Annotated in this window: 13 protein-coding genes; 4 read left to right on the top strand and 9 right to left on the bottom strand. The window is 43.6% G+C overall.

Annotated features, from left to right (window positions below):
* Positions 1-2: 2 nt before the first annotated feature.
* The 5 genes from BQ7394_RS20025 to BQ7394_RS20005 form a co-directional block, all read right to left on the bottom strand.
* Positions 3-392, bottom strand: a complete 390-nt coding sequence (locus BQ7394_RS20025; protein ID WP_075559016.1) for a response regulator — start codon at positions 390-392, stop codon at positions 3-5.
* A gap of 194 nt (positions 393-586) precedes the next feature.
* A complete protein-coding gene (rpsA, locus tag BQ7394_RS20020; RefSeq protein WP_075559015.1) occupies positions 587-2,386 on the bottom strand; it encodes a 30S ribosomal protein S1 in 1,800 nt (599 codons plus the stop codon).
* Positions 2,387-2,586: 200 nt separating this feature from the next.
* Positions 2,587-2,907: a hypothetical protein gene (locus BQ7394_RS20015; protein WP_075559014.1), complete on the bottom strand. Its 321-nt coding sequence runs from the start codon at positions 2,905-2,907 to the stop codon at positions 2,587-2,589.
* A gap of 65 nt (positions 2,908-2,972) precedes the next feature.
* Positions 2,973-3,341 (bottom strand): hypothetical protein, encoded by a 369-nt coding sequence (locus BQ7394_RS20010; protein ID WP_075559013.1) that lies wholly within the window; start codon positions 3,339-3,341, stop codon positions 2,973-2,975.
* A 2-nt stretch (positions 3,342-3,343) separates the two neighbouring features.
* A complete protein-coding gene (locus BQ7394_RS20005; RefSeq protein WP_075559012.1) occupies positions 3,344-3,901 on the bottom strand; it encodes an RNA polymerase sigma factor in 558 nt (185 codons plus the stop codon).
* Between the two features lie 160 nt (positions 3,902-4,061).
* Between BQ7394_RS20005 and BQ7394_RS20000 the strand changes: the two genes are divergently transcribed.
* Complete coding sequence (locus BQ7394_RS20000; protein ID WP_075559011.1) at positions 4,062-4,451, top strand: DUF6249 domain-containing protein; 390 nt, start codon at positions 4,062-4,064, stop codon at positions 4,449-4,451.
* A 114-nt stretch (positions 4,452-4,565) separates the two neighbouring features.
* Entirely contained in the window at positions 4,566-6,206 is a 1,641-nt protein-coding gene (locus BQ7394_RS19995) for a peroxiredoxin family protein (protein WP_235848786.1), read from the top strand.
* Positions 6,207-6,290: 84 nt separating this feature from the next.
* On the opposite strand, the gene BQ7394_RS19990 is transcribed toward BQ7394_RS19995, so the two are convergent.
* The 3 genes from BQ7394_RS19990 to BQ7394_RS19980 all read right to left on the bottom strand — a co-directional run bounded on the left by BQ7394_RS19990 (position 6,291) and on the right by BQ7394_RS19980 (position 9,263).
* Positions 6,291-6,932 (bottom strand): carbohydrate-binding family 9-like protein, encoded by a 642-nt coding sequence (locus BQ7394_RS19990; RefSeq protein ID WP_075559010.1) that lies wholly within the window; start codon positions 6,930-6,932, stop codon positions 6,291-6,293.
* A gap of 1 nt (position 6,933) precedes the next feature.
* Positions 6,934-7,593, bottom strand: a complete 660-nt coding sequence (locus tag BQ7394_RS19985; RefSeq protein ID WP_075559009.1) for a LysE family translocator — start codon at positions 7,591-7,593, stop codon at positions 6,934-6,936.
* A gap of 128 nt (positions 7,594-7,721) precedes the next feature.
* A complete protein-coding gene (locus BQ7394_RS19980) occupies positions 7,722-9,263 on the bottom strand; it encodes a sulfatase family protein (protein ID WP_075559008.1) in 1,542 nt (513 codons plus the stop codon).
* 665 nt (positions 9,264-9,928) lie between these two features.
* Between BQ7394_RS19980 and purL the strand changes: the two genes are divergently transcribed.
* Positions 9,929-13,618: a phosphoribosylformylglycinamidine synthase gene (gene purL, locus BQ7394_RS19975; RefSeq protein ID WP_075559007.1), complete on the top strand. Its 3,690-nt coding sequence runs from the start codon at positions 9,929-9,931 to the stop codon at positions 13,616-13,618.
* 187 nt (positions 13,619-13,805) lie between these two features.
* Entirely contained in the window at positions 13,806-14,420 is a 615-nt protein-coding gene (locus BQ7394_RS19970; RefSeq protein WP_075559006.1) for a porin family protein, read from the top strand.
* A 203-nt stretch (positions 14,421-14,623) separates the two neighbouring features.
* Here the strand turns inward: BQ7394_RS19970 and BQ7394_RS19965 are convergent, their stop codons facing one another.
* Complete coding sequence (locus BQ7394_RS19965) at positions 14,624-16,342, bottom strand: RagB/SusD family nutrient uptake outer membrane protein (RefSeq protein ID WP_075559005.1); 1,719 nt, start codon at positions 16,340-16,342, stop codon at positions 14,624-14,626.
* Positions 16,343-16,352 lie beyond the last annotated feature (10 nt).

Here is a 16,352-nt window from a genome sequence, read left to right as displayed (position 1 = left end):
ACTTACCAAGTTAAAGTCGGCAGGAAGTTTGATAAAGTCGCTTTTAACTCCTTGATGTTAATCGGTTTCGTGATGAATCCATTGCTTCCGGCCTGACGTGCCGACTCCATATCGTTTTCAAAGGCATAAGCCGATTGCATGATAACCGGGATTTCCTCATCGAATTTACGGATTTCTTTCAGGGCATCTATACCATTCATTTCCGGCATTTTGATGTCCATAAGTATCAGGTCGGCATGTTGTTCTTTATAGATTTCCAACAGTTCTTTTCCTGTTTTAGCATGCAGAATATTACAATGCCTTTTCAGGATTGTTTTCAGTAATAAAAAATTACTTTCTTCATCTTCTGCGATGAGAATCGTTATGCTTTTGTTTGCTATATTTTCGTCCATGATCTTAATATTGGAGTAACACCAACAAATTTCAGCATTTAATTTAAGATACGCAAACAATAAGACTTAAATCTTTATGAATATCAACAATTGTAGAAGATTGTTCTGGGAAGAGGGACGGATAGGATATGAATGTAAAAAAGGAGCCACTTGTTGAAGTGACTCCTTTTATAATTATATGTCAGTGAAACTGATTATTTACCAGAAAGTTTTTCTTTCAAAGCAGCCAGTTCTTCGATGTCACCCAGTGTGGTTTTTTCAACCGGACCAGTTACCATTGCTGAACCTTCATCTTCTTTCTTGTTACGTTTAGCTGCTGGTTTTTTGTCGCCAGCAGGAGCGTCTTTCTTAGCACCCTTCTGTTCATCTTCGAAGATACGGCTGTGAGAAAGGATGATACGTTTTGCTTCTTTGTTGAATTCGATTACCTTGAACTGCAGTTTTTCGTCAACAACAGCCTGAGAACCGTCTTCTTTTACCAGGTGTTTCGGAGTTGCGAAACCTTCTACACCGTAAGGCAGAGAAACTACAGCACCCTTATCCAGTACTTCGATGATTGTTCCTTCGTGGATTGAGCCTACTGTAAAGATAGTTTCAAATACATCCCAAGGATTTTCTTCCAGTTGTTTGTGACCTAAGCTCAAACGACGGTTTTCCTTATCGATTTCCAGAACCTGAACTTCGATTTCTGCACCGATCTGAGTGAATTCACTCGGGTGTTTGATCTTCTTAGTCCAAGAAAGGTCAGAGATGTGGATCAGTCCGTCTACGCCTTCTTCGATTTCTACGAATACACCGAAGTTAGTGAAGTTACGAACTTTTGCAGTGTGGCGTGAACCAACCGGGAAACGAGATTCGATATCTTCCCATGGGTCAGCTTTCAGCTGTTTGATACCCAGAGACATCTTACGTTCGTCACGATCCAAAGTCAGGATAACTGCTTCGATTTCGTCACCAACCTTCATGAAGTCCTGAGCAGAACGCAGGTGCTGAGTCCAGCTCATTTCTGATACGTGGATCAAACCTTCTACACCCGGAGCGATTTCGATGAATGCACCGTAGTCAGCCATAACAACCACTTTACCTTTTACTTTGTCACCAACTTTCAGGTTAGTATCCAAAGCATCCCAAGGATGCGGAGTCAGTTGTTTCAAGCCAAGAGCGATACGTTTCTTTTCATCATCGAAGTCAAGGATAACAACATTGATCTTCTGATCAAGCTGAACGATTTCTTCCGGATGAGAAACACGGCCCCAAGAAAGGTCTGTGATGTGGATCAAACCGTCTACGCCACCCAAGTCGATGAATACACCGTAAGAAGTGATGTTTTTAACAGTTCCTTCCAGAACCTGGCCTTTTTCCAGTCTAGAGATAATGTCTTTCTTCTGTGCTTCAAGCTCTGCTTCGATAAGAGCTTTGTGAGATACAACAACGTTTTTGAATTCTTGGTTGATCTTCACGATCTTGAATTCCATTGTCTTACCTACGAATACGTCATAGTCGCGGATAGGTTTAACGTCGATCTGAGAACCCGGTAAGAATGCTTCGATACCGAATACGTCAACGATCATACCGCCCTTAGTACGACATTTGATGTAACCTTTGATAATTTCGTCTTTTTCAAGAGCTTCGTTAACACGATCCCAAGAGCGTGTAGCGCGAGCTTTCTTGTGAGAAAGGATCAACTGTCCTTTTTTGTCTTCCTGGTTTTCGATGTATACTTCTACTTCGTCACCAATTTTCAGATCCGGATTGTAACGGAATTCCGCCATTGATACAACACCGTCTGATTTGAAACCGATGTTCACTACAACTTCACGTTTGTTCATTGCAGTAACGGTTCCCATAACGACTTCCTTATCCTTTACAGTGTTCAGGGTTTCGTCATACGTTTTTACAAGGTCGTCCTTGCTTACGTCACCGTAAGATTCGCCCATTTCATAGGCGTCCCAGTTGAAATCGTCAACCGGCTGAATGTTCTTTAAATTTTCCATTCTCTAATTGTTAATACTTAAGTTTGTTTTAATTAGTAAGTTAGACATTATGTTGTCATCTCTCAAAAATCGGGGCAAAGGTAACTCTTTTTTCTGATAGACAATAGTTTTACTTAAGATTTCTTTCAGTGATTACCTGCTGTGAGCTTTCTCTACTATACTTTGATGATAGGCGGGTAATATTCTGTGTTATCTTTAGTTTACTGTTTGTTGTCGTTTTTTTCCTGGATAGGCATTACGAAATTGGTATTTGATGTAGTAAATTGATTGTGTATATAAAGAACTTCCCAGGGGTAAATGGTTTTCAGTGTTTCCTTGAAAGCCTCTGTTGCTGCATGATTGTTGCCTGCCACTTTTTCGTTTTCCGACTTGATGTAAAGGAGTTCTACATCACAATCTGATAAATGTCCATCTTCTGTTACCTGTAAGTTACGGATATAGAAAGAGAATCGCCATCCTTTATATTCCGGAAACAGTGACCAGGGGAATCGTTCGATTATCTCATGCTGAGCATCTTTCAAAGTTAGTCCTGACTTTTTATAATTATGGTAAATCTCGGATTGCAGGACTAGCCCGTTTTGTAAGGTTATGATTTGCCTTTATGAAACAGCTTCCTCAATCTGTAGTCGAGGAACAGGAGCAGCAAGGCCAGTATGCCGATATAGAAATAGAAGCTGAAGATGCCTGTATCTATTTGGGGCCACCGGATTTGTATTTCGGCAGTTTCGGGCAGGCCTATGTAATAAAGTATAAGGGCGATAGCCATACCTAGCATGCCAAGCGAAGCGATGACGACAGCAGCCAGCCCGAAACGCTCGTTGCGCTTCTGCACTTTGGCGGCTTCGCTAGTAATCTGCTGCATGACATTCAGGCGGAAGGATGCGGGCAGTTCCTCTTCCGGCAGTTGGCTAAACAGCTTTTCCAGTATGTCCGGGTTGTCTTTATGCGTATCCATTTTTATTGATCCTCCATTCCTTTGATTAATACAAATAACTTTTTCCGTATGCGGTGCAACTTCACTTTGACGTTGGATGCACCAAGGCCGGTGATGACGGTCAGTTCTTCTATCGATTTCTGTTTCATATAGAAGAGCATGATCATTGCCCTTTCTTCCGGAGGAAGCAAGGTAAGCGCGTGTTCCAGTTTCTCCACTTGGTCGTTTTCCGATGTGCGGCCGAGCAGTATGCTGACTTCCTCTTCCGATACATTCTCAATCTGCGACTCCTCGATGGCAACGAACTCCTGCTTCTTTCGGCGGAGTTCGGATATGGCCGTGTTGTAGGCAATCCGGTAAATCCAAGTGGAGAAGCTACAGTCGGCTTTGAACGACGGCAAGTTACGAAAAACTTTCATAAATACATCTTGCGCCAGTTCTTCCGCATCTTCCTTATTACGTACCATTTTAAGGATTAACGAATGAACCGGACGGCTGTATCTATCCAGAAGGCAGGCAAAACAACCTGTATCTCCCGCGGCTACTCTTTCTATATAATATGCGTCGCTATACAACTCCATTCTACCTTATGGACGCAAGTTCGGTAATTTGGTTACAACTTACAACTATAAAAATACGAAATAAATCATTTATGTATTTTATCATCTCTAACTGTAACCTTTTCTGCCAAACTGCGTCAAACTAATAAACGAATTAATAAAACATTTAATATTTACTGCTATGATGAATTTTATTATGGTTCCGCTTATTATCGGAATAATTTGTGCCGGGATTTACGGCTTGTTCGAATTGTTTGTACGGAAAAAAGAGAGATTGGCTATTATTGAGAAGATCGGAGATAAGCTGGATCCTTCTGCTTTTGATGCTAAAATCGGTTTACCCCGCTTGAGTACAAATTTCTCTTTTAGCTCATTGAAAGCGGGTTGCCTGCTGGTGGGAGTCGGTTTAGGTATATTGTTCGGATTCTTTTTGTCAATATCTACAGAAGCATGTGATAATTACGAGATGCAAAGTGCTGTATATGGAGCTTCCGTTCTATTATTCGGTGGACTAGGCTTGATCATCGCCTTTGTTTTAGAAATGAAACTTTCAAAAGACAAAAATAAATAATCCAGTGAGCCGTATATTAAATAAGGGTGAGGGTATATCCTCACCCTTATTTTTTGTCTATTGTCATCAATTGCTTACTTTTGATGAATTATTAATCCTTTGATCTGACTGATTATGAAAACGAAACTATTCCTTTTTTTTATGATTTGCCTTTGTCTTTCCTGTATAAAGCAGAGTCGTATCATCGATTATCCGGTGATAGATAATAAAAATACTACAATGATGGAACTCTACAGAGTGGAACTGATGGATACGGCAACTATCCTCTATGCAGAAATGTATAACCATCCGAATTATTGGGTACGCCTTTCTTCTGGTGCCTATTTGGAAGGCCTAACTTCAGGAAAAAAATATAAATTATTGAAATCAGCGGATATGGAATTGGATAAAGAAGTCTATATGCCTGAGTCTGGTAATAGTTCGGTTACCTTGTTATTTGAACCTGTTGATCCGAATGAAGATGCGATCAGTTTTATCGAAGGACCGGAGAAAGGAGATTTTCGTATTGAAGGAATACACTTGAAGAAAGAACTGGCTAAACCCGGTACCTTTGAATGTATATTGGAAGGCGAGATAATAGACCGTCCGCAAAGTTCCCGCCTTACACTAATACGTACCGGAAAAGATATGCGTACCACCCCGTTTATATCGATACCTGTCAGGGATGGTAAGTTCAATTATACGCTCATTACCGATGAAAACGAGATGTATGAATTAGTATTTTGGGATGAACAACTGAATGGAGCCTGGCGTCCGACTTATTTTATTTCGGAAAAAGGAACTTTGCATTTCACTCTTTATCCAATGGAACATCGTCCACATAGTGTTATGCAGGCAGATGGTGCTTTGAATAAGGAAGAAATTCGTATACAGAAGGAAATAGAAAAACTTTACCCTGTAACCCGGCTAGAAGAGGAAAGGGATGAACTGGAAAAAAAGGAACATTACTTTTCGAAAGAAATATATGATTTGAAAAAACTGATGTCGGATGCAAAGACTGATGAAGACAGGCAAAAATTATACTCAGAATACGAGCGGTTGTGTAATGCTGGAAAAGAATATTCTGAAGAAGGTCTTGTGTTGAATAAAAAATTCGAACAATATTTTGATGGTATACGGAAATGGAAGCTTGACTATATAAAAAAGGAATCGACTGTGAATGGTTTATGTCTTTTGAAGCAAATGCTTGATCATGCAGTGATGATGGCTCGTTATTATCCAGGTAAAGAGGAATTTTCGGCTTATTCTGAAATATTTGAAAGCAATTATAAGGAAAAATTTGCTTCTCACCCTTATGTGAAAGATATAGAACGGATCATTGCCAGCATGAATGTAAAAGTGGGTGGTTCCTATATTGATTTTACAGCTCCAGATTTGAATGGAAATATGATAAAGCTTTCCGATCAAATAAAAGGGAAAGTGGCTTTGATTGATCTGTGGGCTTCTTGGTGTGGACCCTGCCGTCGGTTATCATCTAGTATGATACCGGTTTATGAAATGTTTAAAAATAAGGGATTTACAGTTGTCGGTATTGCCCGTGAAAACAATAATACAGACGCCATGAAGAAGGCGATTGAGCAGGATAAATATCCTTGGCTGAATCTGGTCGAGCTGAACGATAAAGGGAATATCTGGGAGATGTATGGTGCTGGTAACAGCGGTGGTTGTACGTATCTGGTGGATAGAGAAGGGATGATTCTGGCTATCCATCCTACAGCCGAGGAGGTAACTAAGATTTTGAAGGAAGTATTGTAAACAATAAGAGAAAATAAAAAAATACCGGAGAATGGCAATCAGCTGCCGTTCTCCGGTATTTTTTATTTTTAATCAGAGTTTGTTTTATAAATAGATCTCTCCAAAGAACTCGGGACGATGGAAGTCCGGTGCCGGAACATCGATAGGATTCCAGCTCACGTAATGGGGAAACTCTGTATCATCGGCACATTTGTAAAAATTGCCAAGTATCTTTTCCGGCAGATTTTCCGGATCGAGTCCCATTAATTGGAATGGGATGGCTACAACCAACTCCCAGGAGTGTACTCCCAGCTTTTCGGTGAATGGTTTATTTTCCAGTGATGAATACCTGCGGATAGAAGCATATTCGTCAGTGGTCAATGATCGTTTGATCTCCCGTGACTGCCGGCGGGCTGCATCACAGGTTCCGATACAGTTGAATTCGAAATTCATGTAGTTGTGATCTTCTACTGTCTTCATAAAAAACTCTACACAACTATCGGTGTAAACAGGTGAGCCATCCGCATTATGAAGTGCTTTTAATGAATTACCTTTTACAAAATAGCGTATGTATAAATTGATATCTGATCGTGCAATATCAAATGCAACAATCGGTTTGTAAGGATATTCCTTCCAGTTGATTACATCGATATACTCTCTGTGCGCTTTGCTTTCCAGCAAATATCCTGCGGATGATAAATCCAAAACATCCAGTGTTACTAAATACGGAACTTTAAGCTTCTTCATGTTAATTATAGATTTGGAGCAATGGCAAATGGAAATATGAGGTAAGGAGAACTGATAATACTCCTACAATAGCCAAAATAATAATGACTGTACCTACAATCCGATTTAACAACCATATTCCTCGTACATTAAACCACTTTTTTAATTTAGCAACTATATATGTGATACCGAACCACCATAGAACGGCACCTAAACCAATACATGCGATCCCTGCTAACAACATCCAGACGGAATGATCCGGCAACACAAATCCAAAGCGTGCAAATAGACCTATATACAGAAGCACGATTAAAACGTTGCTAAAGGTAAGAAGAAAAGCTGTAATAAAATCCTGTGTGAACGATAACTTTTTTTCACGTTGCTTTTTTAAGTTTTTTACAGGATTGGTTTGGTATATATAGTAACCGAAAAGACCTAAGACAATGCTCCCCATTAACTGGAGAGGGGCCTGGTTGGCTTCCACGAAATTAACGACGACTCCCATTCCCAGACACGTGAGAGTGGCATATATTACATCCGATAAGGCTGCTCCCAGGCCGGTAATGAAACCGTGCCAACGTCCTTTGTTCAATGTTCTTTGTATACACAACATACCTATCGGTCCCATCGGAGCCGATACGAGTATGCCTATCACAATTCCTTTACTAATAAGTCCCAGCATTATCCTTTTATTTTCTGCCCAATAGTTTGCAAAGATAATGTCTATTCCCTGATAAAAAAAGGTAAAAACATAAAAATGGCCTGGAACTTTTGCTCCAGGCCATTGATATTGAATAAGATCTCTACTGTTTACAATTTTCTATTGCGTACATCTTTCAGTATTTCCTGTAATTTGTATACAATCTCAGGATGTTTCTCTGCTTCATTTTCCTGTTCGTTTACTTTGCGCATATCGTACAGGGATGGAGCCTTTTGATAACCGGTTTCTATTTTTGGCCCCCATTGTATCATGGAAGGACTATCGCTCGATTCAATATATTTCCAGTCTTTTGTACGAACGGAAAGTGTATGGTCGTTTGCCTGTTCGATTACCCAGGGACGGTCTGTGTTGTCTGTTCCTAACCAGTTGCCCAGACGGTCGTAGCTGTCGGGAGCTGATCCTTTCGGTAGCGTGGCTCCGATCAGGGAACCCAGTGAGCGGAACCAGTCGATTTGTGAAACCAATACATCGGACACCTGTGCTTTCTTTATTCCTTTCGGCCAGTTGACAATAGCCGGGATACGGGTTCCGGCTTCGAATGCACTGTATTTCCCTCCACGAAGAGGACCGCCCGGTTTATGGTCGCCTGCCAGTTCGATAGCACGATCGTCGTAACCGTCATCCAATACCGGACCATTGTCGCTGGATAGGATGATTAATGTGTTTTCATCTAATCCCAGTTCTTTCAGAGTGTTCATGATCTGACCGACACTCCAGTCGAATTGTACGATAGCATCCCCTCTTAATCCCATCTCGTTTTTACCGCGGAAACGTTCGTGAGGGAAGCGGGGAACATGTACATCATTTGTAGCAAAATACATGAAGAACGGCTTCTCTTTATTTTCTTTGATGAAGTTGATGGCATGGACTGTAATGGAGTCTGCCAGGTTCTCATCTTTCCAGAGTGCTTTACCACCACCTTTCATATAGCCGATACGGCCGATACCGTTTACGATAGCCATGTCGTGACCGTGACTATGTTTCAGGTTATAGAGTAGTTCAGGATGATCTTTACCGAGCGGTTCGCCTTCAAACGGTTTTTGATAGTCCACTTCTATCGGAGCGGAAGGGTCATAATTGGCAACTTTTCCATTTTCTATAAAAACACAAGGAACGCGGTCGGCTGTTGCTGCCATAATATAGGAATAATCAAATCCCAGGTCGCCCAAGGCTGTAGGGAGAGGAGCATTCCAATCCTGTTCACCATCTTTGTCTCCTAATCCCAGATGCCATTTACCGAGAGCGGCAGTGGTATATCCTGAGTTTTTGAACATATCAGCTATTGTATAACGTTCGGGACGGATGATCATTCCGGCATTTCCGGCTGCAATATCTGTTCCCGGATGACGCCATGCATATTCTCCTGTCAGCATCGAGTAGCGCGATGGTGTACTGGTAGATGCTGTGGCATGGGCATTCATAAAGCGAATACCGGTATCTGCCAGTTTGTTCACGTTAGGTGTTTTCACTTTCGTTGCACCGTAACATTCCAGGTCGCCATAACCCAGGTCGTCAGCGTAGATGAAAATGACATTCGGAGTTTTTGTCTCTTTTGCCTTTTGAGCATGTGAGGTGGTCGGGGAGACAAGGAATGCTCCTAGTCCGAGACCGATTAGTACATTTGATTTCATGATATTTTTAGTCTATTGATTTATGATAATTTTATTTGGAACTAAAGGTCCGCATTTTTTTATAGCAATCTTTCTGTTTGAATAGATAGATTTATTGTCGTTTATAAATAGGATACAAATATACAGATCGTTCTTTATTAAAAAGAATAAGTTTGATTAAAACTGCTTTTTTAAGATGTTTCTCTTATATATGGGAGGTGTTTTGGGGTACTTATATCCTGTATGGATTCCTTTTGCTGAATCATACTTGAAAACATCAGGGAGAACCTCTTGTTTTCTATGCTCTAAAGTGGAATTGCCTCTACATCTAATCTGTTGCCGACGCCCTCGAAAGCTTTGCCGACACTGTCGAAAGCTTTGCCGACGTTGTCGACAATATTGCTGACGCTCTCGACAATATTGTCGACAGTGTCGGCAATAGATTGCTTCGGCAACAAATTACGGAAACATGCCGGACTGTTTCAAAGAAGATACGGATGAGCGGAGTTTTCTCCGGGATAACGGCGAAGAGGTTTACTTAGATATTAAAAAGGTAAGTCTGCTTGCCTTTTATCTGCCACTTATTTTGTATCTTTGCACCCTGTAAGCGAGAGGGTATACCCCAGCTGATTACAGAACGGACGGAAATCCGTCGCACACAAAGAATATCTTAATAAATCGACGATATGATTCTATTCTTTCAATCTCCAACAAAGACGGTGCTGGCTGTTGAGGCGGCACATGCTTTCTCTCCTGAAGATGTTCAAAAGCTCGTTTGGTTGTTTAGTGAAGCAACTCCCGTTCAATCGGAAACATTGGATGGCTGGTATGTTGGTCCTCGCCGGGAAATGATTACCCCGTGGAGTACTAATGCCGTGGAAATCACCCAGAACATGGGATTGAGCGGTATCTCACGTATCGAAGAATACTTCCCTGTATCTTCCGGTGAGGCAGACCACGACCCGATGCTGCAACGCATTTACAACGGACTGAACCAGGATATCTTCACGATCAGTAAACAACCGGATCCGATTGTTTATATCGAAGATATTGCAGCTTACAACCAACAGGAAGGGCTGGCGCTGAGTGCTGAAGAGGTGTCTTACCTGAACGAAGTGAGCCAGAAGCTGGAACGTAAGCTGACCGACAGCGAAGTGTACGGTTTTGCACAGGTAAACTCGGAACACTGCCGTCACAAGATCTTCGGCGGTACATTCGTTATCGACGGAGAAGAGAAAGAAAGCTCTCTCTTTAACCTGATCAAGAAAACATCGGCAGAAAACCCGAACAAACTGGTTTCTGCTTATAAAGATAATGTGGCTTTCAACGAAGGTCCGGTGATCGAACAGTTTGCTCCGGCAAGCGGCGATCAGCCTGATTTCTATGAAACAAAGGAAATTAAATCGGTTATTTCCCTGAAAGCTGAAACACATAACTTCCCGACAACGGTAGAGCCGTTCAACGGTGCTGCTACCGGTTCAGGTGGTGAGATCCGTGACCGTCTGGGCGGAGGTAAAGCTTCTTTGCCTATCGCAGGTACAGCCGTTTACATGACTGCTTATCCGCGTACGGAAGGTGCCCGTGAATGGGAGAAGATACTGGACCCGCGCCCCTGGTTGTACCAGACACCGGAGCAGATTCTGATCAAGGCTTCCAACGGTGCTTCTGATTTCGGTAACAAGTTCGGCCAGCCGCTGATCTGCGGTTCGGTACTGACTTTCGAACACGAAGAGAATAATAAGAAATATGCTTACGATAAAGTGATCATGCTGGCAGGTGGTGTTGGTTATGCCAATATGCGCGATGCTTTGAAGGGTGATCCTCAGCCGGGTGAAAAGGTCGTACTGCTGGGTGGTGACAACTACCGTATCGGTATGGGCGGTGGTGCCGTATCTTCTGTAAATACAGGACAGTACACCAGCGGTATCGAGTTGAACGCCGTACAGCGTGCCAACCCGGAAATGCAGAAACGTGTATCGAACGTGATCCGTGCGATTGCCGAGTCTGACAACAATCCGGTAATCTCCATCCACGACCACGGTGCAGGCGGTCACCTGAACTGTCTGTCTGAGTTGGTGGAAGCTACCGGCGGACACATCGATATGAGCCAGTTGCCTGTTGGCGACCCGACGCTTTCTGCCAAGGAAATCGTAGGAAACGAGAGCCAGGAACGTATGGGCTTACTGATGAAGGAAGAAGACGTTGCCCGCGTACGCCGCATTGCCGACCGCGAACGCTCTCCGATGTATGTAGTAGGTGAAACGACTAACGATATGAAATTCGTATTCGAGCAGGCCGACGGTGTGAAACCGATCGACATCAAGCTGGAATATATGTTCGGTAAACCGCCTAGAACAATCATGACAGACCATACGGTGAGCGAAACGTATGCTCCGGTGGTTTATAAAGATTCAGAAATACATCATTACTTGGAGAATGTACTCCAACTGGAAGCTGTTGCATGTAAAGACTGGTTGACTAATAAGGTAGACCGTTCTGTGACAGGTAAGATTGCCCGTCAGCAGTGCCAGGGTGAATTGCAGTTGCCGTTGAGTGACCTAGGTGCCGTAGCATTGGATTACCGCGGAAAGGCTGGTATCGCTACTTCCATCGGTCATGCTCCGCAGGTGGCTTTGGTCGATCCGGCTGCCGGTTCGGTAATGGCTATCGCCGAGTCGTTGACGAATATCGTATTCGCTCCGCTGGCAGATAAGTTGACCGGTGTTTCTTTGAGTGCCAACTGGATGTGGCCGTGCCGCAACGAAGGAGAAGACGCCCGTCTGTACACGGCTGTTCAGGCTGCTTCTGATTTTGCCTGCGAACTGGGTATCAATATCCCGACAGGTAAAGACTCTTTGTCGATGACGCAGAAGTATGGCGACGATAAGGTGATCGCTCCGGGTACGGTAATTATCTCGGCAGGTGCTGAGGTAAGCGATATTCGCAAGATCGTTTCTCCTGTATTGGCTCACGAAAAGAATTCTTACATATATTATATAGACTTCTCGTTCGATACGATGAAGTTGGGCGGTTCTGCTTTTGCGCAGGCTTTGAACAAGCTGGGTAATGAAGTGCCGACCGTGAAGGATAGCGAATATTTCGCAGATGCGTTCAACGCCGTGCAGGATGCGATCGAGAAAGATCTGATCCTTGCCGGACACGATATTTCGGCTGGTGGTATGATCACTACCATGCTTGAAATGTGCTTTGCAAACGTTGAAGGCGGTCTGGAAGTCAACCTGGACAAACTGTCGGAAACAGACATCGTGAAGATCCTGTTCGCTGAAAACCCGGGTATCCTGGTACAGGTGAAGGACAAGAAGGCGTTCGAAAAGCTGATGGAAGAAGCCGGTGTCGGTTTCGCTATCATCGCCAAGCCGACTGCCGAGCGTCATATCCTGGTGGAAAAAGACGGTGTTCAGTATCACTTCGGCATCGACTATATGCGTGACGTGTGGTACGAATCGTCTTACAAACTGGATATCAAGCAGAGCGGTAGTGTATGCGCAGGCAACCGTTTCGAAAACTATAAGATGCAGCCGCTGGAATTTAAATACGGCAAGAACTTCACCGGTAAGCTGGCTGACTACGGCCTGACTGCCGACCGTAAAGGTAAGAGCGGTATCCGTGCTGCCGTGATCCGTGAAAAGGGTTGCCAGTGCGAACGTGAAACCTCTTACGCATTGTATCTGGCCGGTTTCGACGTGAAAGACGTTCACATGACCGACCTGGCTTCGGGACGTGAAACACTGGAAGATGTGAATATGATCGTATTCTGCGGTGGTTTCTCCAACTCCGACGTTTTAGGTTCAGCCAAGGGATGGGCCGGTGGTTTCTTGTATAACGAAAAGGCAAAGAAAGCATTGGATAACTTCTATGCACGTCCCGATACGTTGAGTCTGGGTATCTGTAACGGTTGCCAGCTGATGGCTGAACTGGGTGTGGTTTATCCGGAACACGAAAAGAAACATAAGATGTTGCATAACGACTCTCACAAACTGGAGTCTAACTTTATCTCTGTAGAGATCCCGAAGAACCATTCAGTGATGTTCGGTCCGATGAGCGGACAGAAACTGGGTATCTGGATCACACACGGAGAAGGAAAGTTCAGCTTCCCGTACGAAGAGAAAGAATATCATATTGCTCTTAAATACAACTACGAAGGCTATCCTGCCAATCCGAACGGTTCGCCTTGGTCGGTTGCCGGTGTCTGCTCACACGACGGACGTCACATGGCTATGATGCCTCACCTGGAACGTGCTTTGTTCCCATGGCAGTGCGGTTATTATCCTGCTGACCGTAAAGGTGACGAAGTAACTCCGTGGATCGAAGGTTTTGTAAATGCACGCAAGTGGATTGAAGAAAACAAGAAGTAAGAAAAAGAGAAATACTTTATATGAAAACAAGAGAGTGGATTCTGAATCGGGAATTCACTCTCTTTGTTTTTTGGGGGTGTATGCGGTAAGCCGTTTCTTTACAAGGCTTGTAGGATATATTTGTGCTTCATTTTTATACTAAAGCTGTGTAGTCGGCGTTATAAAGTAAACTTTAAATAATAAAATAATGAAGAAGATTGCTTTTGCCTTATTGTTATCTTGCTTAGGTGTGGTGTATGGATTTGCTCAGGAATTCCATTTTATACCGAAAGTCGGTTTGAATCTGTCAACAATAACGGGGTTATACGATATGGGAGTTCGTCCGGGTCTTAATGTCGGTCTTTCTGGAGAATTCTTGTTAACTTCCAGGTTTGCATTCGAGCCGGGAGTTTATTATTCGATGCAGGGAGCAAAAGGAGATATTGTTATAGCTGATGAAAATGGTCAGAGTCAGGACGGTACCATGACTTGTGGAGCCGACTATCTGAATATCCCGGTTTATGCTAAATGGTATTCGAATGTAGGCGGTTTGTATCTCTTCGGCGGTCCTCAAATTAGTATTAAAGTACATGAGACAAATAAAGTGAAAGCCTTCGGAAGGGATGATGTCGATCCGTTTGAAGGTGCTTCTACATTGAAAACGTTTGATCTGGGTCTGGGAGTTGGTCTGGGCTATCAGTTTGATTCCGGGTTGTTAGCTTCGGCCGGCTATACAATCGGTTTTCTTAATCCGTTTAAGGATTCATATGGAAAAACTTACCTGAACAGTGTCTTCCAGTTTAATCTCGGCTGGCGCTTTTAATCAGAAAGGGATTGTCTGTGCAAACGTGAAATTTCTTACGTTACCATGGGGAAGGAAAGAGATACATCTTTATAAAAGTAAAGGTTGCAATGTACTGAACATTGCAACCTTTTTTTTATGAATAAGCAGCCTGGAAATATTATTATTAAGTGCGAAATTGTTAGTTAGAGTGGCTACTTATCCATATTCGTTCTACCGGATTATTACCAGCCTTTTGTTGTCTGCTTTAACAACGGGTTGGCATCCATCTGACGCTTTGGAATTGGGAAGATTGTGTATTCCTTATCGGTAGCGTCTGTTCCTTTATCCCACCAGGCATTTCCGAAACGTCCCCAGCGGATCAGGTCCGAACGGCGGCGGCGTTCGCCGATAAACTCACGTCCCCATTCGTCTACAAACTCCTGATCGGTCAATAGAGCCGGGTTTTGTGTATAGCTGTATTTGCTCCATTCGTCTGCCGGATAGTTTCTGACGCGTACGAAGTCGAGCAATTCGGCAGCCTTTGTCTTATTGCCGCTTCTGTAATTGATCTCAGCCAGCATGTAATAGATTTCAGCCAGACGGATTTCCGGAGCAGACTGGCACATATACAATCCGTCACCTTCCTGCAAGTAGGGGAACTTGTTGAAGCGCACACCCGAATTCTCTTCCCCTGTCGTGACGCGCGAACCTTTTTCTTTAGCTGTATTGAGACCTTCGGAGAAACGTCCTACCTGATCTACGTAGATCAACGGTTCACCTTTGTATTCTTCTGTTCCTTTCACTGTTTCATCTGTATAGCCGTATCCTTTGGTATAGTCGAACTTATACTGGGTTCCGATCATAAAGAAACCTTCGTAATCGCCGTTGGCACTGGTGATCTGGAACGGTTGTTTACGATAATCGCAGTCTGCATACTTTTCATACGGGGTTCCCAGTTGGCTGGCGAAACTATACACGTTGCCATCGAAATCCCGTGAAGGTGTCATGTGAATACCATTGTTGCCACCGTCGGGATTACCCAAAGCCTGGCCGGAAGTATAATGCAGGAAAGAATCATGGAAACCGCCGAACTGGTACACATTGCGTTTGTGAGGGAATTCGAACAACAGTTCAGGCGACCTGTATCCTTTGATGCCGGAGCGGAACGGATCGCGGTAATCGTTCTGGTTGATATGATATTCCCCGTATTTACCGGCAATGATATCTTCGCAGAATGTTTTACAGTCTGCCGAACGGTCGACATTGAGCCATACCTGCGAATTGAAATAGATACGGGCCAGCAATGCCGCAGCAGGAGCCTGGGTGAAACGACCGACGATATTCTCTTTTTTCAGTTGAGGCAATACATCTTTCAGTTCGCTCTCGATATAGCTGAATACTTCTTCGGGTGTAGCCTGGGCGAGCAGTTCGTCCGGTGCATCCTTTTCCGTGAAGATAGGTACATTCCGGTAGAAGTCGATCAGGAAGATATAGAACCAGGCACGTAAAGTACGTAGTTCGCCGATATAATTGTTTTTCTCTTCATCTGTGATCCCCATGGCCTGGAAGTCCAGGACGTTGAAGTCGCGAAGGAGTGAATTGATCTGTTGGATACCCTGATACGGACCGACCCAGCCTCCATTGATCTGGTTCATATCGTAATTCCATTTATGCTCGTGCAGGCGAACCCATTGTCCGTCGTCGTAGCCGTGGCGTCCTTTCTGTGTCCAGACGAAATGGTCGCCGGTAAGTTCCTGCAACTGCCAGCGGTCGCCGTCCCAGCCACACCATTGGGCATGTTCGTAGGGACGGAGTACGGTTGCTTCGACAGACGCTTTGTCTGTGAAGTAGTTGTCGCTTGTCAATATATTGAATGGCTCTTCCGTCAGATCCGTACAGGAAGTGAAAGCCATGGTGGTAGCCATCAGGCTGACTGCACAAAGTGATTTTATATTTTTCATGCTGTATATA

Source organism: Parabacteroides timonensis, assembly GCF_900128505.1.
GTDB lineage: Bacteria > Bacteroidota > Bacteroidia > Bacteroidales > Tannerellaceae > Parabacteroides > Parabacteroides timonensis.
This window is presented reverse-complemented; position numbering and strand designations above follow the sequence as displayed.